Source organism: Desulfovibrio inopinatus DSM 10711, from assembly GCF_000429305.1.
GTDB lineage: Bacteria > Desulfobacterota > Desulfovibrionia > Desulfovibrionales > Desulfovibrionaceae > Alteridesulfovibrio > Alteridesulfovibrio inopinatus.
The window spans coordinates 16,506-37,824 of the sequence record NZ_KE386882.1 but is presented as its reverse complement, the minus strand read 5'-3'; the positions used below and the strand labels follow the sequence as shown (position 1 = coordinate 37,824).

Here is a 21,319-nt window from a genome sequence, read left to right as displayed (position 1 = left end):
CAGGCCGATACTTCGTCTGAAAGACTATACGTTCATACGGTCACGGGGCCATAAACCCTATTCCTCCCATGTGCTTTGGCTTCATAGAGCATGGCATCTGCTCCTTGAAGAAGGGAGGCACTTGATGTTGCCTGCGCGGGGCGTGTGACGGCGACCCCCAAGCTTATCGTCACGTGTTTGGAGCATGATGACGTTGCATGAGGCAGGTGGAGCTGGTTAACATTGTGAAGAATATTTTGGGCAACGGCCATGGCGCCATCACAATCGGTTTCAGGCAGCATGATGGTAAACTCTTCCCCTCCATACCGAGCGACAAGATCAGTCGGCCTTCTTGCCGAAAGAAGCAGAGCTTGGGCCACATCACGCAAGCATTGATCGCCTTGAGTATGTCCATAGCAATCGTTATATTCTTTGAAAAAGTCGATATCGCCCATAATAAGGGCTAAGGAAGAGCTGGAGCGTGTACATTGACGCCAAGAGCGTCCCAAATATTCGTCGAACCGGCGACGATTGGCGAGACCGGTTAAGCTGTCGAATGACGCCAGTCGTTCGAGGAGATCAGTTTTACGCTTGAGTTCGAGGTGTGTTTCCACCCGCGCATTGACTACGGCTGGACTGAAGGGCTTGCGGATATAATCGACGGCGCCCATATGTAAGCCCATGGTTTCTTCCTGCTCGTCGCCGAGCGCTGTAATGAAGATGACAGGAATGTGCTGCGAAGATTCGTCGGCCTTGAGACGTTTGAGAACGTCATACCCGGACATGCCTGGCATCATAATGTCGAGAAGGATAAGGTCGGGAGGATTTTCATGCACGTATTTGAGGGCTGTGATACCGTTCGTCGCAGAACTCAATATATAGCGATTTTTCAAAGACTCTGCGAGAATCATCAGGTTGTCCTGCATATCGTCAACAAGAAGGATATGTGGGCGCGATATCATGTCATGTTGATACATACGGTGTCCATTTGCAGAATCGTTTTATTTTGTTTTTGGACGTGTGAATGTAAAGCTAAAGCAAAGGGTCGCCATTGTCATCCTGTCAGTATGAAGCATTGTTTTTTCTTGTTTGCTTCTCATCGGTGAGCACCGTGGATTCTTTGAATGTTTAAACCCCTAACATGTATGGTGCTGTATGTCTCTCCTTGAGCTTTTGGCCATTGCCGTCGCATTGGCTATGGATGCTTTTGCTGTCGCTCTCGCTACGGGAGTTCGTCTTCGTGTGGTCACTTCTCGTCAAAGTTTCCGACTTTCCTGGCACTTTGGATTATTCCAGGCAATGATGCCGGTGGTTGGTTGGTACCTCGGTTTGACGGTTCGCCATTTTGTTGATCGATATGCCCATTTTATCGCATTCGGATTGCTTGCAGCCATTGGATTGAAAATGCTGCACGAAGCACTTGGCGATGATGAGAACGATGAACGCAAAGATCCAACACGCGGAGTTTCGTTGGTGGCGCTTTCTGTCGCAACGAGTATTGACGCGTTGGCGGTTGGATTATCTCTTTCGTTGTTGAATGTGCCGGTGTTCTTTCCGGCATTTGTTATTGGCTTGACCGCATTTTTGCTTACAGCTGTGGGCCTACGTCTTGGAACAACGCTTGGAAATGTTACGAGCTTGGGGGGGCGGTGCGAGGTGCTTGGTGCAGTAGTGCTTTTGGGACTTGCAGTGAAGGTTCTTGTCGATCATGGGGTGTTTTCTTGAGCCATGCCACCAGCTTGCACTCGATATGATCTTTACAGGCATACTTGAAATTGTTTTGCACAGATGTGACGGCGTGCCATGAGAAGTTGCACAAATTTGCACATATTTGTGCAAAAAATTGCACAAATATGGCGAGAGTAATTTTTAAAATTTGCAATATGTTGAATTTTAAAGTTATAAAATTTGGCACGCATCCCGCATAAAAGATCGTGAAGTGCAACCGATGCCAACCTTTTACCGATCGGATTCCCACTTCCGATCACGAAACACCCTTGCCGGAAGACGACTGCCAATCGTCCTCCAATTCAAGTCTGGAGACCGCGGGAAAGCCCCACAATTCCCGCACACGTCATGAACCCTTTACTCCTTCTCGTTCCACCCATGCCATGGAGCGGGACTGGCGGAACCCACCCTCGCCGCCAGTCCCGTTCTTTTTTGGGCAACCATCCTTCGAAAACATAAACATACGGCATGGAGGCTTGTGCAACGGATGACACGCTTTCCATCCCCATAGCATGTTTTTTTGAAAAAAGTCGATAAAAAAGTCTTTTTTTTGTATATTCACTTCCCCTCTGGATTGAGCGTTCCGGCAAGTCCTGGTACGAAAGCCCCCATTGTATGCTCATTATTGATGCAAGCCATTTTACGAATTCCCAGTTATCCTGTTGTGAGGTCAGGCGAAATTTGGGACAATCGTATTGTATTCGTCCTACGTATAATACCATTGAGAGCCTTTAAGGGGTGATTATGTTTCGCAAAACCGTTTCGCTGCTTCTTGCCCTGACGCTTCCTTTTCTTGTTTTATCCGGGCTGGTCGTCTTTGCGACTCCGGCCGATGCCGTGGCCTCATGGTCAGGTTGGGGGATTCTTTTTCTGACGGCGAACCAATGGAGTGCGCTTTTTGCAAGTTTATTCCTTGTTTTCATCATTGCCGCCGTGTTGCATTTGGGGCTGAATTGGGCTCGCCTTACTGAACGAGTGAAATCCGATAACACACTGTTTGGTCGCGATTTTATGATTGTCGCGGTCATTTTGGCTTATATCATCCTCGGAGTGCCGCTTGGGCTGCCTCCCATGGCGCAGTTCGGCAGCTTACGTGGTTTCATCGAACAGAGTTACGCGGACGCGTATGGTGTTCCCCCGTATGTCGGTGCACAATCGGATTCTATTGCCGCTGTAGCCAGCCGTATGAATATCGACCTGGATAAGGCCATTGGCGTGCTGCGGGTTCATAATATTCATGTTCCATCATCAGAATGGACATTGACGGAAATTGCCGCACAAAACGGCATTGCCCCCGGCGCAGTCTATGAAACCATGTCGTCGGCCAGTGATACGGGAGAAGCCACAGCCGCCGGTTTGCCCGATGATCCTCCGGCGGGCCTTGGGCGTATGCGGCTTAATGAAATCTGTACGGCGTATGGTCTGGACTGCCAGGCCGTTTTACACAAGTTGACCGGAGCCAATATCGCTGCAACAGGTGATATGAGTTTGTCTCAAATTGCCGCATCCAACAATTTGTCAACTTTTGATATCTACCAAGCATTGCGGGAAGATGTGCCGTCGGTGCGTGGTAATCCCGGAGAAAAGAACGATATCATCCTGGATGACAACGATTCGGCAGACAATACGGGGGGGACACCGCCAGAGACGGCCGAGCCTCCGATCCCAACGCAAACAGCAGAACCCGCGCCCCCGACGGCGATAGTACCCGCGGAACAAGATGTTCCTCCTGCTGGACAGCAATCGGCCCCTACAGAGCTTGATACCATGATGTTGGCCGATTTTGCTCGTCAGTCCGGCATTGCACTGTCGGAGATGCAGGCCCGATTAGCCAAGGCCGGTATTACCGCCTTCGGCGATATGACCTTCCGGGAAGTTGCTCTGGAAAACGCCAAAACAGTCGATGACATTTACGCCATCGTCATGACAGAACAATAAGCTTGGCCGGGAGCCGGCAAAATTATGGATATCGGTTTCAGGCAACAGCAGCGCGGTCCTCTGTTTCTGGCCGTGTCCTCATTGGTCGTTTTCGGCTTGGGGCTTGTTTTCGTTACGTGGCAAAACCTGCGTCAACAGCAACAATTTATTGATCAGCACGTCCTGCTTTCTGCCAGGACTATGTTACGGGGAGTCCAAACCAACTTGTTGCGCGGCGAGCGTCGGTTCGGTCTGGTCGCCCCGGATATCTTTCAAGCACGCGCCAAGGAGTTTTTTGGGGAACTTGTTGCCTCGGGAGAGGTCGATTACCTTGGGGCATACGATAAGACCGGACGCCTCTTTTTGTTTGCTGGCAATGCTGGCCAAATCCCGCCCCGGGGACTGGACTTGCCCCAGACTGCTCAAGAGGTGATCAAACAAACGGGAGAGTGGTTAGGAACGCTGAAGTCGGGAAAAACGGTACTGCTTGCCTATGCCGAACGTGCCCGTGAAGGTATGGCGTATTTGCGTCCATCCCGCAGTGGTGCTCTTCCGTCATTTAAAGAAGAAATCATCCTTTTGGTTGGCCTGAACAAGGCCGAGCACTATGCGCTGTACAATACCTTCAAGCGTAATGCGATCCTGCAGACCGGGTATGTACTCATTGTTGCATTCACGTTACTGGCCTTGCTTTTCGCTTATTTTCGCAGGCGGGAGCAATCCGGTCGTGTCGTGCGTCTTGAAACATTTCGCTCCAAACTCCTCGATGCTTTGCCAGACGGCTTGTTGACCCTTGATGAAGATGGCATCGTCAAAGCCGCAAATCCGGCTGCAAAAGCTATTTTGGGTCGATTACCTGATGTTGATGGGGAAAAGTTGGTTGGAGCATCGTTTGATGGGTTGACTCGTGACCTTGAACACGTTGACGAGGGCGCACCTGCGTCGTCTTCTGGCTTGATATGGCAACAACTTGATCGGGAAGGACTTTCTTTGGAGTTGCTTACCGTCCCGCTTGCTGATGCATTCAGTAAAAATATGACAGCGAATGATCGTGACGCCGCTTTGGTTATTCTGCGTGATCGTACCCGGATTCGTTCGCTGGAAGAAGCTCTCCGGGAAACACAGAAGCTTGCTGCCATCGGTCGTCTTGCTGCTGGAGTGGCGCATGAAATCCGGAATCCATTGAGTTCCTTGCGCGGATTCGCCCAATTTTTTGCATCCAAGCTGAAAGGGAAGGATCCTGAAGAAAAATACGCTCAAACGATGGTGAGTGAAGCTGATCGCCTTAACCGCGTCGTTACGGATTTGCTTTTTCTTTCTCGACCGCGGGCTATTGATGCCAAAAAAATTAATTTACCGCAGCTCGTGGCGCACATTTGCGAATTGGTCAGCTTTGATTACGATCACGAAACCATTACACTGGCGACAGCCTTACAGACTGAAACCGTCTATGCTGACCCCGATGCATTGAAGCAGGTCTTGCTCAATCTCATTATGAACAGCTTATCTGCTTTGAAAAAGACGGGTGGTACGGTCATTGTGGCTGCGAACCATGAACTCGATGTTATACGCATCAGTATTATCGACGATGGACCGGGCATGAATCCGGAAGAACGTGAGAAAGCATTCGAGCCGTTTTACACGACGAAGAAATCCGGTTCCGGATTAGGATTGGCCATTGTCCATAAGATTATTCGCGAACATAAAGGACGCGTCCATATTGAATCGTCTCCGGAGAAGGGAACGCGTGTTGATATTCTCTTGCCAGAGCCGACCCCATCGGATTCGATAAACGACGATGAAATAGTATCATGACGAAAATTCTTATTATCGATGATGAAGGTGGGCATCGCCTCATGGTCCGGGCTGTGATGACTGATGCCGGGTATGATGTGGACGAAGCGGAGTCGGGAGAAGACGGCTTGGCTCTCATTGACAATGCATTGCCGCCCGATGTGGTTCTTCTTGATATCCACTTACCCGGTATGGACGGGATGGAAACATTGCGTGCTATTCGAAAGCGCAACGACGCGCTTCCGGTTGTTATGTTGACGGCCTACGGCAGTGTGGGCAGTGCTGTCGAGGCCATGAAACATGGTGCATTCGATTATCTGACCAAACCGACTGATAACGATGAACTGCTGGCAGTTGTCAATAAAGCTCGCGAATATGGCCGGCTTTTGGCGGAAAATAGAAGTTTACGTCAACAGCTTTCAGATCGTGCCGGTCCTCCGAGGTTGATTGGCGATTCTCCCAGTATGCGCGAAGTGCGCGAGCTTATCAATCAGGTGGGACCAACCGAAGCGTCCGTCCTTATCCTCGGTGAATCCGGAACGGGGAAGGAGCTTGTGGCCGAAGGGCTTCATGCCGTCAGTCTGAGAAGCAATAACCCGCTTATCAAGGTCAATTGTGCGGCTTTGCCTGCCGAGTTACTGGAAAGCGAACTGTTCGGATATGTGAAGGGTGCATTTACCGGGGCGGTGCGCGATAAACCTGGTCGATTTCAACTCGCGCATGAAGGTACGCTTTTTCTTGATGAGATCGGAGAAATGCCGGTGGCTTTACAGGCCAAGCTCTTGCGCGCCATTCAAGAACGTGTTGTCGAGCCACTAGGCAGTGTGCGGCCTGTGGAAACCGATGTCCGTATTCTCGCCGCTACCAATCGAAATTTATATCACGAGATTCAAGCCGGTCGCTTTCGAGAAGACTTGTATTTTCGGTTGAATGTCTTGGAAATATCCATTCCGCCTCTGCGTGACCGTCTTGATGATTTACCGCTGCTTGTCGGCTTTCTTTTAGAAAAACTTGGCAATAAAAACCGGAAGGCTGTACGCGGGGTCACACCGGCTTTTCTTGATGCCTTGTCACATTACCACTGGCCCGGGAACGTTCGAGAACTTGAAAATGTCTTGGAGCGGGCGCTTATTTTGTCACGTTCCGACTCGATTGGCCCCGAGTCGTTGCCACCGCATATTCACGCTGCGAACACGGTTCCTCATTCGTCTCTTCCTGCATCGTCGTTCCCTTCAGCCATCGAGGAGGAGAGTGGTGAAGCTTCGCTTGATGAAGCAGAGCGCCAGGCCATCTTGGCCGCATTGAAACGAACGGGAGGACACCGAGAGCGGACTGCCACTGCATTGGGGATCAGTCGGCGAACGCTACAATACAAGCTTAAAAAATTTGGTCTCGCCAAACGGAGAACCGGAGAATAACGTCGTCGATTCACGTTCACCTCGTCTTATGTCTTCTCTCAACAGATAAAGAATGAGCTGGCACGAAGGGGTGTGCCATGCTACAGCATAAGAGGTGTGCCGTCGGATGGCCACGTCAATTCATTGTCTTTTCCAACAAGGGAAAGCAGAGTGTATTTTTGAGGAGTTGTTCATGATTAATCCACAAGAGGAACCGGTTCTTTCACTCGATGATGTCGTTGAAAAACTGTGTTGCCCCGATTCATACAAGCATGTGTACCATCGTCCGTTGCATGATCAGCCGATGCCGTCCATTGAGACGTTGGCGTATATTATGGAGAAGCTCCGTGCCGTCATCTTCCCGGGGTATTATGGTCTGAGTGAAATTTCACCGGAATCCATGCGATATCATATTGGTGCCAATCTTGATGCCGTGTCACGGCTTTTGGCCGAGCAAATCAAGCGTGGTTTCTGTTTTTTTTGTGACGGAGAGTTGGGAACGTGCATGGAGTGCGAAAGTCGAGCGGCGGTATTGACACAACGCTTTATTTCTACCTTGCCCAAAGTCAGAGAATTGCTCTCTTCCGATGTGCTTGCGGCTTTTGAGGGTGATCCGGCAGCGAAAAGTCCCGGTGAGACCATCTTCTGTTATCCGTCGATTATCGCTTTAACACATTATCGAATTGCCCATGAACTGTATCATTTGGGAGTGGACCTGATTCCGAGAATTATTACGGAAATGGCGCACTCTAAAACGGGCATCGATATTCATCCGGGTGCGGAGATCGACGAATCATTCTTTATTGACCATGGAACGGGCACTGTTATCGGAGAGACGTGCATCATTGGGAAGCATGTACGTATTTATCAGGGGGTCACGCTCGGCGCCAAGTCATTCCCGAAGGACGATGCCGGCAAGCTCATCAAAGGCATTGCGCGCCATCCGGTGGTGGAAGATCGTGTTACGATCTATTCCGGTGCAACGATTCTCGGTCGAATCACCATAGGGGAACGTTCAACCATCGGGGGGAATGTCTGGCTCACACAGTCGGTGCCACCGCATTCCAAGATCATCCAGTATAAATCCGAGGAATAACAATACAGCAACTCGTTTTCTCGGACGCGACAAGAACTCTCTGTCGCGTCCGAGAAAACGAGTGAAGATGATAACAGGACGAGAAAGCCCCTCCATTACGAAGGGGAGGCTTCCTCGTCTTCTTTTTTTTCCTGTGTGTCACTGGTGACAATGCGTTGTTCAACGGTGAGTTGCGGGAATGGTATAACCCAGTTGCAGGTTGTTGCTGTATTAACTGCAGTTTTTTGAATTAACCGCTCAAGCTGAAAGCAAGCCGAGGCAACATCGCCAGTAAATGCTGCATAAATGGCGATATCGAGGGAAGATGCGCCGGCTTCCTTGAAATCTACGGTGAGAGAGACCAAATTGTGATCGTAGCCTTCTTTGGTGAACGCGGCTCTCACTGATGCTTCAAGACGTTCCGGGATTGCCGTAGTGGCTTCGGATTGGTGACGATAATCGACGCCGAATGTTGAACGCACATTGAAGCCTCCTGAAAGATTTGCAGGTTCCTTCGCGAGGAAGTCTGTCGTGATATAGGTTTTCGGGGTGTTTCCGAAAAGGGTCAAGACCACGTATTCGGATGTTTGCGAAGCTATTTGGCCAAAGGTATCATCATTGAGGCAGACCCAATCACCGGGGTCAGTGGGGAACCATCTTTCGTCTTCACTATAGGGGCGAGAGCTGCGGTTGATGAGGTCGTCGAGCCGTACACGAAGACGAGCACCGCTTAATGCTGGATTGATCAAGGTGGTGTAATAGTGGAGTCGTTCCACACGAAAGGGTAAACCATTATACACAATGCGCTCCCCCTCACGGACAGCTCCAAGATTGAGGAGAAGTTTGGTCTGTTCGAAAAAGGCGCCTATGCCTTGTTTTGCAGACCACGCAATGGATACGACGAGAACAATGGACAAACCGAGGAGAACCCAATCGCCTGAGACATACAAAACAGCCAAGCCGCTTGAAACAGACATGAGGACGACAAAAGCACTGATGCTGATATCAAGCAGACGAAACGCAAAACCATCGCTTCGGAAGCGCCCGGAAAGAATACGTTGGCGAAAAAGTGCATGGAAGGCACGAAGAACGACAAGAACGCCGAAAAAAATTCCTATGGCAATAAGGAGATTTTTGCCTCGTGTCTTAAAAAACATCGCAAACAGGCCACTTATCGTTTCGGTCAAAGAACCCCGGTCATCAAGGATTTGCTGGAGCTGCAATGTTGCCACGGCGATGTCGTTTTCGACTTGTGCCTGTTGTTCAAGGAGTCGTTTCTTTTCCGTGTCAAGATAGGTGTCGATGACTCTGACTTCGGTCGCATCGGCAAGGTCGTTGATTCGCTTGAGGGCTTGATCAATTTTCGAGAGCAAAGCTTTTTTGGAGGCGATTTCTGTACGATACGCCTCTATTTTTCTCGGGCGTTGGGTAAACTGGCGGAGTTCGCGGAATAAGGGGCCCAGCAGCGCTTGCAACTCGGATTTCCAATCCACGTCTTCTACTGTTCCGGGCTTGAATTCAAGACTCGACAGACCCGATGCTATTTCGCGAAGAGACCGGCGTTGTTTGTTTAAGACCGCTTCGGTATTTTGTATGTCGGTCTTGATGCTGTTACGCTCGTCTTCGGTTTTGGCCCGGGATAATGCCCGTCCAAGCTTAACTAATTTGGCCTCATTATTCGTCACTGTTTCGAGCAGTGAGCCCACGGCATCGATGAATTCGGCTTCCCGAGATCTATCAAACGTCACGGGAGAATTGTCCACAGGCTTCGCGCCATCTTCGGCTGAAACCAATGCGGGTGTTTCCGTCGTGTTCTGGGCATGTCCGGAAGAGACTGGAGAGATACCAACGGACAGCAGGCACAATAGCGCCACGCAGCCAACGTACCCCCAAATACTGTGTTTCATATATGATCGCTGAAAAAGGTTAGTTGCTTTCGGAATTAAGGCAGTGCTTCTGGTATAGGGCAAAGATGTTGTCAACGACTCCGGGGATGGGTTGTGGGCCGGCGTCGCGGGCCTGTTGGAGTTGTTCACATCCTTTGAGCGACTCCCCCTTCTGGATAAGCGCCCGCGCCAGCAGTAAACGGTTCAAGGCGAAATTTGGACCATATGATACGGCACGCTGGAAGTGTTCGATGGCAATCGCCATATTGCCAATACTTTCCGGTGGGTCGGGAGCCTTGAAAAAGAGCTCTCCAAGCACACGGTCAGGCCCTCCTTTTGCGATGGAGGGGTCAAGCCGGGCAGCTTCGTACGCATATTTTTCGATGAGCGGTACAACGTCGAGCCCTTCCAACATCTTTTTTACGAAAGAATCATATTTGATTTTGTATCCAAGCAAAATTGCTGTGACAAGTTGCGCAGCAGCGCTATCGGGCATGGCCGTAACGGCTTTTTGAGCCCAGTAGAGACCTTTTTCGGCTAAGATTTCCCGATTCCCGTCATTGGCGCGAATAAGGCTGTCACTGCATAAGGCTGCGTTCAAGGCTGCATGCGGGTCGGAGCGGGCCTGCGCAATGAACTCGGCTTCCATTTGCGGGGTGCAACTGTCAAAAAAGTCCATGTCGGCGGCTGACGCACCGGTAGAAATGAGCAGAACCAGGGCCATCATGCCAATTGTAATTTTCCACGACATAACAACCTCCTCAAAGAGTTGGTGAGGATCACACGGAGGACTCGTCGTCGAGTCCTCGCTCCACTGCATCCAGATTTTCGCGCACCATGGTGATATGTTCACGGTACTCGTGAACGAGTTTCGCATTTTCTGCGCGTTTTGTCGCGAGAAGTTCTTCAAGTTCTTTGGGGTCGGCTGTGCCATATTCCGTTTGGGCGCGTTGCTCTAAGTCCTTGAGTTGCGCCGTCAGGTTGTCGAGATTTTGTTCTGCTCGGACTTTGTCATCGCGCAACCGTTCGTATTCACGACGTAAATCAGCTAATTCTTTTTCCAATACGGCATCGTTTGCCGTGGTGTTGTCATTTGTTTTGGACATCGGTCACTTCCTTGTAGAGGTTCCAAATAAGTTCAGTTTCCGGTGTTTCCGGGGTGAGATTATCCTGGAGAAACTGGCGCAGTCCTACGCCTTCGCGAGTTCGTTTCCAGGCAAGACGCTCAAGTCCTTCAAGAAAACGAGATTCGCTGGATTGTCCTTCCGGTTCAACAGGAAAATCCTGGTCCGGGAAGACATCATAAAAGGGAAGGTGCGGCACGGGCCAATGTTCAATATCATCGCATCCGGGAACCCAGTATGAGGCGGCCGGAATACGCTTTAAAGACCGTTGAGAAAACGTGAGACGCACAATATTGCCCGGATTGGCCCAACGAGTTTGACCACACGTTTCCGTTGGTTGGGGGCGGTGGATATGCCCATTGACGACCCAGTCCACTCCGGGAATCTCGCTGATGCGTATGGGACGATCACGAAAATCGGGAAATCCTATTCCATGGTGGCTTATCCAGACAACCGTTTCATCTTCTTCTTTGTCATAGTGTGTGGGGAGCGGAGTTCCATCCGGCGATGCGCCAAGCACCACATTGGCGCCTGGCATATGAGCGCGTAGAACGGGGCCTGCCTCTTTCATCACATGCACTACACCCGCTTCTTCCAAAACAGCCAAAGAAACATCCGTCGTCAATCGCGCTTCGTATTTATCATGATTGCCAACCAAGACATACGGCGTGTAGTCGCGGAATAGAGCGATCAAGGCCACAAGTAAATTGTTGGGGTTCTCACGAGGCCAATGAAAGAGGTCTCCCAAAAATACGGGAAGCATATCGCGTTTGGCTGCTTCAATAAGGCATGCCTCGACTTTTGCAAGAATCTGTTCCTGATATCCTTCCAAGCGCTGTCCTGGGGGGCGGCCTGCCAAATGCGCATCCGCAATAAAGAAGAAGCCCGATGTGTGAATTTCGGGAAGCGTTGTCATTTGGTACTCCGTACGTCTTCGTCATTCGCCCTCGATTCGTGAAGAAAGCGCGTGGCATGGGCTTCGTCCAGATCCGCACCGCACAATGGACAATGTCCTATCTCAGTAAGTCGTTTTTCAATCTGCACACGGCAATGCTCCAGCTTGGATTGCTCGGCAATGCAGCGTTGGCGAGCGCGTTCAACATCTTGCCGGCTCTTTGTGAGACGAGGAATAAGCCCTGCCAGGTCGCTGACATCGCGGAGTTCTGGAACCGGTGTGAGCTTGGCAAGCGCCACGGCATTTTTGCGTAAAAGGTGGGATGCGTTCGTTTTGTTGCGTAGTGCCGTTATCACGTCCTCCAGACGGTCGATTGCGGTAAGATCGGGAGGTGCCACAAGACCTGTGGTCGCTTGGGTGCGATGTGTAGCGACTTTGAGCCCGGCTTTGAGAGTATCAAGACGTTGGCGAATGGCATTGAGACCTGTCGTATCGAATAATACCGGAGCAGGTTGGGCAGTACCGAGGACTCGGAGTCGGGATGCCGTCGAGTCAGCGTCGTTCTGCTTCTGCAGAAAGCGATCAATGAAGTTGCGCAATGACGTGCTTGGAAAAAGTGTAGGAGCAGGGAGCATTGGGTCAATTGACCGCTTTTTTCGTTGAGCAATGTCGTGCGCGTTCGTCAGATCCCGATAGGTTCGGAGCAGGCGAGCCAGATTGCCCGATGGCCATAATCCCGGAGGGGCAATAAGAGCAGCCATGGCCCGATGTTTTGCCGTGGCCGTATGAATTGTCGTGTTCAGGGCGTTTTGCGTGTGCAATATGTCATGGAGGCGAGAGACCGCATCGGCTACGACATGATGTTCGCGCAAAAGTCGGTTGGCAGTCTCTACGGTGAGTTCAATGGCAGGAAGCGGGGCAAGTTGGTCAAGGAATCGGGCGGTGTCCGCCATTTCCCGGTTCAATCGCTTGAGGTCTTTTTTGGACGAGCGTTCTTTTTCGGCAAGACGCTTTTGCATGGCCAGCAAGTGCGCTGACTCCGAAGACGATGCAAAAAACGAGGCTTGGACCGGTCCGGACTCGCGAAACAAGAACACAGGTTCGCGCTGGTTGCCGATGTGGACATCAAGCGTTTTTCCCCCCTCTATATCGACTTGATCCAAGCGGAGGAGGCTGCGGATATCGTCCGGTGGACGACGACCAAACTTTGCAAACACTTCAGGGGCTTCACGGTTCGGATACTGCACTTCGTAGAGCGCGTAGGTTTTGCGCCGAATCCAAGTGATCGTCACATCGTCTTCGAGAACCGCACAGACACGGGCTTCTTTGGCTCCATGCCGGATAAAGTGTTGTGGAACCGGGTTTTCAGCGAGACAGCGCAATGCCTCAACCACAGCCGATTTACCGGTATTGTTGGGGCCGGATAGAATATTGAGGCCTGGTGTAAATTCGATCTCGGTATCGCCGTGTGCGAGAAAGTTTTTCAGAATCAGTTTTTTTATCATGCGATGATCGTTCCTTACCACCTTGGCTACACGAGTTGGGTATGCTTTCCAAGCGAGCTGGCCCACGATGTATTGTGGTGCTTGGTGCTCTTTTAGGCCGGCGTGCGCTGGATGATACGTCGGCCAAATGCCGGTTAGTGATTTTGACGACGCGTCTTTGGTTTTCCCCATGGGCATGCGCTGACACAGACTCCACAAATATACGGGCGAATATGGTCCTGCGTGGAGAATTCCCTGAGTTTTCTGACGCAAGCGTCCAAGTCGACCGCTTCATTTCGGGTGGCGTAATGGAGTTGAGTGTTGACATTCTTGATGGCTCCGGCTGGACAGGCATCGGTGCAGGCGGTGCATTTTCCACAATGATTGGTGAGCGGCTCATTAGGCGGCAAGGGGTGGTCGGTCAACACCGTAACCAGCCTGACCCGTGGACCATATTGCGGGGTGACAAGCAATAACGACTTGCCTTGCCATCCCAAGCCAGCGGCAATCGCGACAGCTTTATGCGATAAGTAGGAGGTAAAGCGTGTTTCGCATAAGATTTGACTCGCCGGAAGCGGGAGTGCCCGTGCACCTTCTTCTTGAAGTCGGTTCGTGAGGCGAACGGCAAGATCGTCCAGCAGGTTGTTCACACGGATGTAATGCTGCGAATACAGCGGCGTCGGTCCGGTCTTGGTCTGGTCCACGATGGCACTGGAAAGGCGTACTGCCATGGAAACAGCACGCGGAAATCCGTCAAGCAATCCTGCTGGCTCGGTTTCAATGCCGGCCAACCGTGTCGTATCGGCAACCGCGACAAGATCGGCTCCCCAGTGGAAGACGTCATCAAGCAGGGGGTGAGGTTCGGTCATGATGTACAATCCTTTGCAATTGTGGCGTAAAGGGTCGGTTTATCGCCGAGGTTTGGTCATGGACTCGGGGGACAGCAAATCTTCGACCTGTTCCTTGTCGAGTAATCCTTCTTCAAGCACAAGTTCAAGTACGCCACGTCCCGTTTCCAAGGCGTTCTTGGCTATGCGTGTTGCGTTTTCATAGCCAATAGCCGGATTGAGGGCTGTGACAATACCGATACTGCGTTCCACACTGGCACGGCAAACGTCAGCGTTAGCTGTGATGCCGCTGATGCACCGACTGGTGAGCGTGGAGACGGCTCTGGTGAGCATGGTTAATGACTGAAAGGTATTAAAGGCTATCAACGGCTCCATGACGTTGAGTTGAAGCTGACCGGCTTCGGCAGCCATGGTAATGGCTATGTCGTTGCCGATGACTTGGAAGGCTACCTGGTTCACCACTTCGGGAATGACGGGATTGACTTTCCCCGGCATGATGGATGACCCCGGTGCCATGGGAGGCAGGTTGATTTCATTGATCCCGGTCCGAGGGCCACTACTCAGCAAACGCAGGTCGTTGCAGATTTTCGACAACTTGACGGCAAGGCGTTTGAGCATACCGGAAAAGGCCACGAATGCCCCCATATCCGAGGTCGCTTCAACAAGATTTTCCGCCGGTTTCAAGCTCAGGTTGGTCATACGCGCCAGTTCTTCAACAGCAAGGCCGGCATAATCGGATCGGGCATTGATGCCTGTGCCAATGGCGGTTGCCCCGAGGTTGACTTCACAGAAGAGGTCGGCCGCGTCTCGAATGCGATCAATATCTTCCTTGATCGTCACACGGAAGCCATCGAATTCTTGGCCCAGCGTCATGGGAACCGCGTCCTGGAGTTGGGTACGACCCATTTTAATAATATCTGAAAATTCTACAGCCTTTTGTTTGAGTTCGTATGCCAATCCGGAGAGTGCCTCAGTCAGTTCTGAATAGCTGAGCAAAATGGCAAGGCGTAGAGCCGTCGGATACGCATCGTTTGTGGACTGTGCCATATTGACATGCGTATTGGGGTGAAGTTTGTCGTAGTGACCACGGTTGTGCCCAAGAATTTCAAGGGCACGGTTCGCAATGACTTCGTTGGCGTTCATGTTGGTGGACGTTCCAGCACCGCCTTGAATCATATCCACAACAAAATGATCGTGAAGTTTTTCTTCCAAAATTTCATCGCAAGCAGCAATGATCGCGCGTCCAACGTCAGGATCAAGCTCTTTGAGTTTGATATTGGCCTTGGCTGCGGCCTTTTTCACATAGGCCAGAGCCTTGATGAGATTCGGAAAATGGAACAACGGGATGCCGGTGATGTGATAGTTCTCCAGCGCACGCAATGTTTGAATGCCGAAGTATGCATCGGAGGGAACATCCTTCTCCCCTAAAAGGTCATGCTCGCGTCGAGTTTTTCCGCCGAAGAGGCCGGTTGCACACCCCAATGTGGCCACATTGCCGGCGCGTTGCAAGCGATCCGTCGTGAGACTTACAATTTGTGTAAGGATGAGACGAGCGGCTTCGGGACGTTCTGTGAAAAAGGTTTCCAGGCCCGGCTTACCAATGGAGAGTGCTGTCGTTGGAACCACTGCGAGACAGGAGTTCCGGTGGGTTTCTTCAGCGAGGATAAGTCCTTCTCCTACGACGCTCCCTTCTCCGATACGTCCAAGCACACGATTTTCGTAATCTCCTTTTACAATCTCCACTTCTCCGGAAAGAATGAAGAAGCATTCCTGCCGAGGTGTGTTGCTACGAAAGAGATATTCCCCTAATGTAAAATGCCGTTCTTCGATAAAATGCGCTAACTCCGCCAGGTCGTCTTCGTGCAACGGAGCAAATAATACAAACTGGCGTAGTTTCGAGAGAGAATCTGTCATGTGGAACTCCTGTGGAAGGCTCAGAGGGGTTGATGATTCGCCGGTTGTGATGTTCTGATTGGTCACATGCATATAACTCTTGACGGGCAACATCAACTCATTGGAGAGAAGGGCGAACTCTCACCAAAAAGGAATCGCAGAATTTTTGTTTGCAAAGCGTACGGTGTCGACAATGATACGTATTCTTTGGCTACGCTCTTTCTTCTTCCATCCCACCTCAGCCCCTGGTAGAAGGGGGCCATGAAACGACTGTACCTGAGAAAAGGCGAGGATCGACGGCTTCGAGCCGGACATTTATGGGTCTTCAGTAACGAAGTGGATACGACACGTTCTCCTCTTGCGGACTTTGCTCCGGGGGATGAAGCGTTAATAATGGCCGCATCTGGCCGACCTCTTGGTGTAGGCTATGTCAATCCCGGAGCGCTTATCTGCGCCCGAATCGTGGGATACGATGAAGGCGATCGCCTTGATGAGGCATTGATTGCTCGGCGCATTGCGTCGGCTGTGTCTCTACGACAACGATTTTACAGGGAATCATGTTATCGTCTGGTGTATGGAGAAGGTGACTTTCTTCCCGGATTGGTCGTGGACCGATTCAACGATGTTTTTGTGCTTCAGGCAACGACAGCCGGCATTGAGCGCCGCATTGATTTGGTGACTTCGGTCTTGGTCGACATGTTTGCTCCTCGTGCCGTTCTTGCTGCAAATGACGCGGCTGTGCGCAGTCTGGAAGGACTCGAACGCGAACGCGAACATCGTGATCTTTATGGCGAAGCTCCGGAAAAGCTTGTTGTCAATGAAGCTGGAGCCGAATTTATGGTCGATGCGAAACATGGCCAGAAAACCGGATGGTTTTTCGACATGCGGGACAACCGGTTACGCCTGGCGGGATTGTGCCGGGAGAAGCGTGTGCTTGATCTATACTCATACGCTGGCGCTTTCGGCATTCAAGCTGGATTGGCCGGAGCCGCTGAAGTAATTTGTGTGGACTCCTCTCCCTTGGCGGTAGCCGCTATTCGTGAGAATGCAGTACGGAATGGAGCCTCAACTGTGACAGCACAACCCGCTGATGTGGAAGATGCCTTGAACGGCTTTATCGACGCGGGAGAACAATTCGATGTTATCTGTCTCGACCCTCCTGCCTTTGTGAAACGTAAAAAGGATTTCAAGAAAGGGCTTGTCGCGTATGAACGCGTCAACCGGCTTGCCATGGAATGCTTGACTGATGATGCGATATTGATGTCATGTTCGTGTTCAAGCCATGTTTCAGATAAAGACTTGCGTGATGTTGCGCGAAAAGCTGGTATCAATGCCGGGCGTTCACTGCAAATGGTATATGCAGGTGGTCAGGGTCCTGATCATCCTGTGCATCCAGCAATGGATGAAACGCGTTACCTCAAAGCTCTGGTATTTCGCGTACACAATTAATCAACTATAAGGTGTCACGGATATTTCCGCACTCTGATAGTATTTCCCCATAGTGACGGTTGAACGAGACCCAGTGTGGCGACAAATTTCCACGGCTGGGTCTCTTTTTTTTGTAATAAATAATATTCCGATTTGGTTTTCAATTTGGCATATACATGGCATAGTCTTTGTTCAGCACTGAAGCCACAAGGGGGCTTGCATCACTTTTTTTGATGATTTGGCGTAAGGAGGTGTATATGGGACGCTATCAGAACAGAGGACGTCTGCATTTTGGAGGAGTTATATCATGTTGTTTTCTCCTGATGTTTACCACGGTGTTGTCGTCATATTCCTTGGCACAAACAGAGAAAATCATTGTGTCGATAAGTAATGGATCTCAAGATACATCATCTCTGTACACGTACGATACAAACGGAACCAATCAGACAGCGCTTTTTGATTTCTCAAATCAGCCCAAAGATACGTCTGGGCTCATCACAGGGGTGCATGTCTCTTCGGGGGGACAGTATATATATTTCAGCTCGAATAATAATCAGCTGTATACGCCGTCTCGATATAACTTGTTTCAGCTTACTTCCAACGCTTCACAGTTACATCAGCTGACTCCAGGACCAAATTCAGGTGATTTTTCGCAAACGTGTTCAACCGATTGCGGCAAAGTTTCCGGTGTTGTGGATAAAGGCAATGGAGAACCTTACGCTAATGCGCCAGTGTTCCTTGAAGGTATGGATTTGCAATACTCTCAGAGTGACGGAAGTTTCGAATTTACTAATGTGCCGCCTGGAGAACGATGGCTCATGGCCTATCGACCCGGTGATTCTACGGTTTTTGACTCCCAAGCCGTGAGTGTTGCAGCCGGAGCTCCTGTTGTGGCGACACTTATTCCGAACACAACACTCAAATCGAATTTTCAAAACCCCGTGCCGTATTCGGATAGGTTGTATTTTATTTTGTCGTCGACCTCGGTGCAATGGATCACTCCGGGGCAAAACACGGCCCATACCGTGTATACGGCAACAGGTTCGTGTTCAGGCATTCCCGACATCGATGGTATGGATGTGAATCCGATTGATGGAACTGTCGCCGTTGCCGACTATCAGACGGGATGCACCACCAATGCTGGAATATATACCATGGATAAGGATGGTGCCAATCCAACACTTCGCGTTGATATGAAATCGGATACTAACTGGTGTGGTGTTTCCGATGTCGCGTTTTCGCCTGACGGGACTCGACTTGCGGTGGTGGGATGTTATAATTTTTCAACCAATCTGATTATCTACGACACCTCTTCCTGGGCGATTTTGGGATATGTCACATTTTCCGACTCTGCGTACACCATCTACAACACAAGCATTTATGGCTTCAGCCCTAGTGGGGACTGGTTACTCTATTCCGCGTATACCACCGACCCCGCCTTGGGGATGTTGGCGAAAATTAAAGTGAATACCGACGGATCAATTGATAGTACGCAAAATCAGTCTCTTGTGCATAATGTCCCCATTGCCGGTGCCACCTGGGCGACGTTGAGTAATGGGCCGACTCCTCAGTATACGTTGAGCGTTCAAAAGAATGGAACCGGATCCGGGAAAGTGACAAGCAATCCGGCTGGTATCGATTGCGGACAGGATTGTTCCCAAGCATACGATGAGAACACCCAGGTTGTTTTGACGGCAACCGCTGATCAAGGCTCGGCTTTTAAGGGGTGGAACGGAGCGAATTGTTCTGGCACCGGAACATGTACCGTTACCATGACCAGCACACAGAGTGTCATCGCAACCTTTGATCTGAATTCTTCGTCAACTGCGGTTATTTTACCCGTCATTTTGACCATTTTAGGGGAGTGACCTACGCGTTCAATATGGACAACATTGCGTATGCCTTCTTGCTGTGCGGCATGATAGCGAATGAAAAACGGCCCGGCGGAATTTCCGTCGGGCCGTTTTGCGTGTGTGTGGCTTGCGTTGGTTGGTGTGACTGTGGGTTATTTTTTCTCTTCTTCGTGTGAAATTTTATAGGCGTCGTCTATGTCGCCGCCGTGAGCCATGCCGGCTGCGGCCATGGTGTCTTCAAGTTTGCGCGACAGGTTTTTAACGAATCCCCAAAAGGTGTCCATGTCGCTCTTTTCAAAGTATTCGGAATTAAGGCCAGCAGAGGCTTCCTTGACTTTTTCATTGCCGAATCCAGTAAGCAAAACGGTGTGAATTCCTGGACACAGTTTTTTGAGGGCAGAAATGACTTCAAGACCATCCTTGCCCGGCATTTTGAAGTCGACAACAGCGGCGTCGATATCAAGTTTTTCGGCAAGACGAAGGGCTTCATCTCCCGATTCGGCCAAGATTGGCTCGAATCCTTTGAGCCGGATACGTTCGGCCATGGATTCCAGAAAGTCGCGTTCGTCATCAACGAGGAGAATCTTCTTTTTGGTGCTCATGGTGTATCTCCTTATAAAAGAGGGCGATGGCGTGACTTAGTGTCCGCCAGAACCGAGTATGCCGGAGGCGGCCAAACACAACACCAGGATTTCCAGGATACAGATGGTAGCGTATATTTTGTTACCACGTTTCAGGTATCCCGGCAGTAAGACAAGATAACAAATGATTGTCATCACGGCCAGAAGGGCAAGGCCGATGAAATTGACAAAGTCGCCTTTGTCGAGCAGTGCCAGCCATTCCCAGCCGACGGGAGAATTCGTGGCTGCGATGTATTCATGAATGCCATGATTCCAATTCGTTACTACGAGATCAATGGGAACATGCGGTTCCAAAACGCCGGCCATGTATAAGGTGTAGGTGATGAGCATCAAGACGATGCCGGTCCAAGCACCGTATTGTAACAGATTGGCGTAGGTGATTTGTTCCGGTCTAGGGGCCGCTTTTTGTTCGAGTTCCGTGGACATGTCTGCCTCCTGTGTTATCCGAGAAATCCCAGGCCCAGTCCTTTATCCAGGGCCTTGAGGCCGGCGAAAAAGAGTACGCCGATGACCATGTAGCGAATGAAGGTCGGTTTGGCTTTTGTCAGAAGACGCACGCCGACAAACGACCCCAGCATGAGGCCGACGATCGACGGAATGGCCATGAGGGGAATGACGCAACCTTGATTCATGTAGATCCAGGCAGCCGAGGTATCGGTGATGGACAACAGAAATTTACTGGTCGCAACGGAAATTTTGAGCGGAACCCCCATGAGCAAGTTCAGCACGGGGACGTTGGCCCAACCCGCGCCAAGACCGAACATGCCGGCGAGAACACCAATAAAGATGAACATAATCAAGCCAAGCAACGTGCGGTGGGTTTTCCATTCTACCATTTGCCCGAGGGATTCATCTTTGTACACGCCGTGAATGCCCAGCGCCATACCAATAGCGTCCTGTTTGGTGACCACGGGGTTGGCCGTGTTTTTCGAACAGAGCAGCAACACGGCGATACCAACAATTGTTCCGCCAAGGCAGGCTTGAACAATATTCGGGTCTAAACTTGAAAGATATAGGCCGAGCATGGCTCCGCCGATGGAACAAGTTGAGGCAATAATAGCGACGGGGAGCGCTAATCGAAGACTTGCTAAATTCCTTCGTAAAAGACCGGGACCGGCTGCCAATGCACCAGCCAAGGCCACCATAAGGCCCGCGCCTCTGACGAAGTCGATATGGAACGGAAAGAATCCGCTCACCAGGGGAACATACAAAACACCGCCGCCAACCCCGGCAAGAACAGCGATGATGCCCAGGACGAAGCAGAAGAAGAACAGTACCAGAGGCCAAAACCACCACGGTTTTCCGCCTCCTCCCTGAGCCATGTCCTCGGCGGCCATGGCAGCCACTGGTCCGAGAACGACAAGAAACGTCGCAAGC

The 21,319-nt window shown here is 50.8% G+C and carries 18 protein-coding genes; 7 read left to right on the top strand and 11 right to left on the bottom strand.

The window, feature by feature from the left end; all coding sequences use genetic code 11:
- Positions 1 to 32: 32 nt before the first annotated feature.
- The gene (locus G451_RS0125470) at positions 33 to 956 is read right to left on the bottom strand and encodes a GGDEF domain-containing response regulator (protein ID WP_245587873.1); all 924 of its coding nucleotides are present in this window, start codon (positions 954 to 956) and stop codon (positions 33 to 35) included.
- A gap of 178 nt (positions 957 to 1,134) precedes the next feature.
- Between G451_RS0125470 and G451_RS0125465 the strand changes: the two genes are divergently transcribed.
- The 5 genes from G451_RS0125465 (at position 1,135) to epsC (ending at position 7,911) form a co-directional block, all read left to right on the top strand.
- Entirely contained in the window at positions 1,135 to 1,704 is a 570-nt protein-coding gene (locus G451_RS0125465; protein ID WP_027186436.1) for a manganese efflux pump MntP, read from the top strand.
- Positions 1,705 to 2,451: 747 nt separating this feature from the next.
- Positions 2,452 to 3,645, top strand: coding sequence for a DUF4405 domain-containing protein (locus tag G451_RS0125450; RefSeq protein WP_027186433.1), 1,194 nt, complete (start codon positions 2,452 to 2,454; stop codon positions 3,643 to 3,645).
- 24 nt (positions 3,646 to 3,669) lie between these two features.
- On the top strand, positions 3,670 to 5,439 hold the full coding sequence (locus G451_RS0125445) for a two-component system sensor histidine kinase NtrB (protein ID WP_027186432.1): 1,770 nt from the start codon (positions 3,670 to 3,672) through the stop codon (positions 5,437 to 5,439).
- Positions 5,436 to 6,836 (top strand): sigma-54-dependent transcriptional regulator, encoded by a 1,401-nt coding sequence (locus G451_RS0125440; RefSeq protein WP_027186431.1) that lies wholly within the window; start codon positions 5,436 to 5,438, stop codon positions 6,834 to 6,836. Before G451_RS0125445 ends, G451_RS0125440 begins: the two co-directional genes overlap by 4 nt.
- Positions 6,837 to 7,008: 172 nt before the next feature.
- Positions 7,009 to 7,911, top strand: a complete 903-nt coding sequence (gene epsC / locus G451_RS0125435) for a serine O-acetyltransferase EpsC (RefSeq protein WP_027186430.1) — start codon at positions 7,009 to 7,011, stop codon at positions 7,909 to 7,911.
- A gap of 95 nt (positions 7,912 to 8,006) precedes the next feature.
- Here the strand turns inward: epsC and G451_RS31790 are convergent, their stop codons facing one another.
- From G451_RS31790 to aspA, 7 genes are all read right to left on the bottom strand, one after another.
- Positions 8,007 to 9,797 (bottom strand): hypothetical protein, encoded by a 1,791-nt coding sequence (locus G451_RS31790; RefSeq protein ID WP_051261918.1) that lies wholly within the window; start codon positions 9,795 to 9,797, stop codon positions 8,007 to 8,009.
- A 19-nt stretch (positions 9,798 to 9,816) separates the two neighbouring features.
- Positions 9,817 to 10,527, bottom strand: coding sequence for a hypothetical protein (locus tag G451_RS33420; RefSeq protein ID WP_027186429.1), 711 nt, complete (start codon positions 10,525 to 10,527; stop codon positions 9,817 to 9,819).
- A gap of 28 nt (positions 10,528 to 10,555) precedes the next feature.
- On the bottom strand, positions 10,556 to 10,882 hold the full coding sequence (locus G451_RS0125420) for a hypothetical protein (RefSeq protein ID WP_027186428.1): 327 nt from the start codon (positions 10,880 to 10,882) through the stop codon (positions 10,556 to 10,558).
- Positions 10,866 to 11,816, bottom strand: coding sequence for a metallophosphoesterase family protein (locus G451_RS0125415; RefSeq protein ID WP_051261917.1), 951 nt, complete (start codon positions 11,814 to 11,816; stop codon positions 10,866 to 10,868). The genes G451_RS0125420 and G451_RS0125415 overlap by 17 nt, the downstream gene beginning before the upstream one ends.
- The gene (locus tag G451_RS33415; RefSeq protein WP_051261916.1) at positions 11,813 to 13,300 is read right to left on the bottom strand and encodes an AAA family ATPase; all 1,488 of its coding nucleotides are present in this window, start codon (positions 13,298 to 13,300) and stop codon (positions 11,813 to 11,815) included. Before G451_RS33415 ends, G451_RS0125415 begins: the two co-directional genes overlap by 4 nt.
- A 134-nt stretch (positions 13,301 to 13,434) precedes the next feature.
- Positions 13,435 to 14,148, bottom strand: a complete 714-nt coding sequence (locus G451_RS0125405) for a 4Fe-4S double cluster binding domain-containing protein (RefSeq protein WP_027186426.1) — start codon at positions 14,146 to 14,148, stop codon at positions 13,435 to 13,437.
- A 39-nt stretch (positions 14,149 to 14,187) separates the two neighbouring features.
- Positions 14,188 to 16,041: an aspartate ammonia-lyase gene (aspA, locus tag G451_RS0125400; protein WP_084448806.1), complete on the bottom strand. Its 1,854-nt coding sequence runs from the start codon at positions 16,039 to 16,041 to the stop codon at positions 14,188 to 14,190.
- A gap of 240 nt (positions 16,042 to 16,281) precedes the next feature.
- Between aspA and G451_RS0125395 the strand changes: the two genes are divergently transcribed.
- Positions 16,282 to 17,469: a class I SAM-dependent rRNA methyltransferase gene (locus tag G451_RS0125395; protein WP_027186424.1), complete on the top strand. Its 1,188-nt coding sequence runs from the start codon at positions 16,282 to 16,284 to the stop codon at positions 17,467 to 17,469.
- Between the two features lie 236 nt (positions 17,470 to 17,705).
- Positions 17,706 to 19,316, top strand: a complete 1,611-nt coding sequence (locus G451_RS0125390) for an InlB B-repeat-containing protein (protein WP_027186423.1) — start codon at positions 17,706 to 17,708, stop codon at positions 19,314 to 19,316.
- Positions 19,317 to 19,453: 137 nt separating this feature from the next.
- On the opposite strand, the gene G451_RS0125385 is transcribed toward G451_RS0125390, so the two are convergent.
- From G451_RS0125385 to G451_RS0125375, 3 genes are read right to left on the bottom strand one after another with little or no spacing between them, the layout of a single operon-like run.
- Positions 19,454 to 19,903: a response regulator gene (locus tag G451_RS0125385; RefSeq protein WP_027186422.1), complete on the bottom strand. Its 450-nt coding sequence runs from the start codon at positions 19,901 to 19,903 to the stop codon at positions 19,454 to 19,456.
- 36 nt (positions 19,904 to 19,939) lie between these two features.
- Positions 19,940 to 20,368: a hypothetical protein gene (locus tag G451_RS0125380; RefSeq protein WP_027186421.1), complete on the bottom strand. Its 429-nt coding sequence runs from the start codon at positions 20,366 to 20,368 to the stop codon at positions 19,940 to 19,942.
- A gap of 14 nt (positions 20,369 to 20,382) precedes the next feature.
- Complete coding sequence (locus G451_RS0125375; protein WP_245587877.1) at positions 20,383 to 21,279, bottom strand: sulfite exporter TauE/SafE family protein; 897 nt, start codon at positions 21,277 to 21,279, stop codon at positions 20,383 to 20,385.
- Positions 21,280 to 21,319 lie beyond the last annotated feature (40 nt).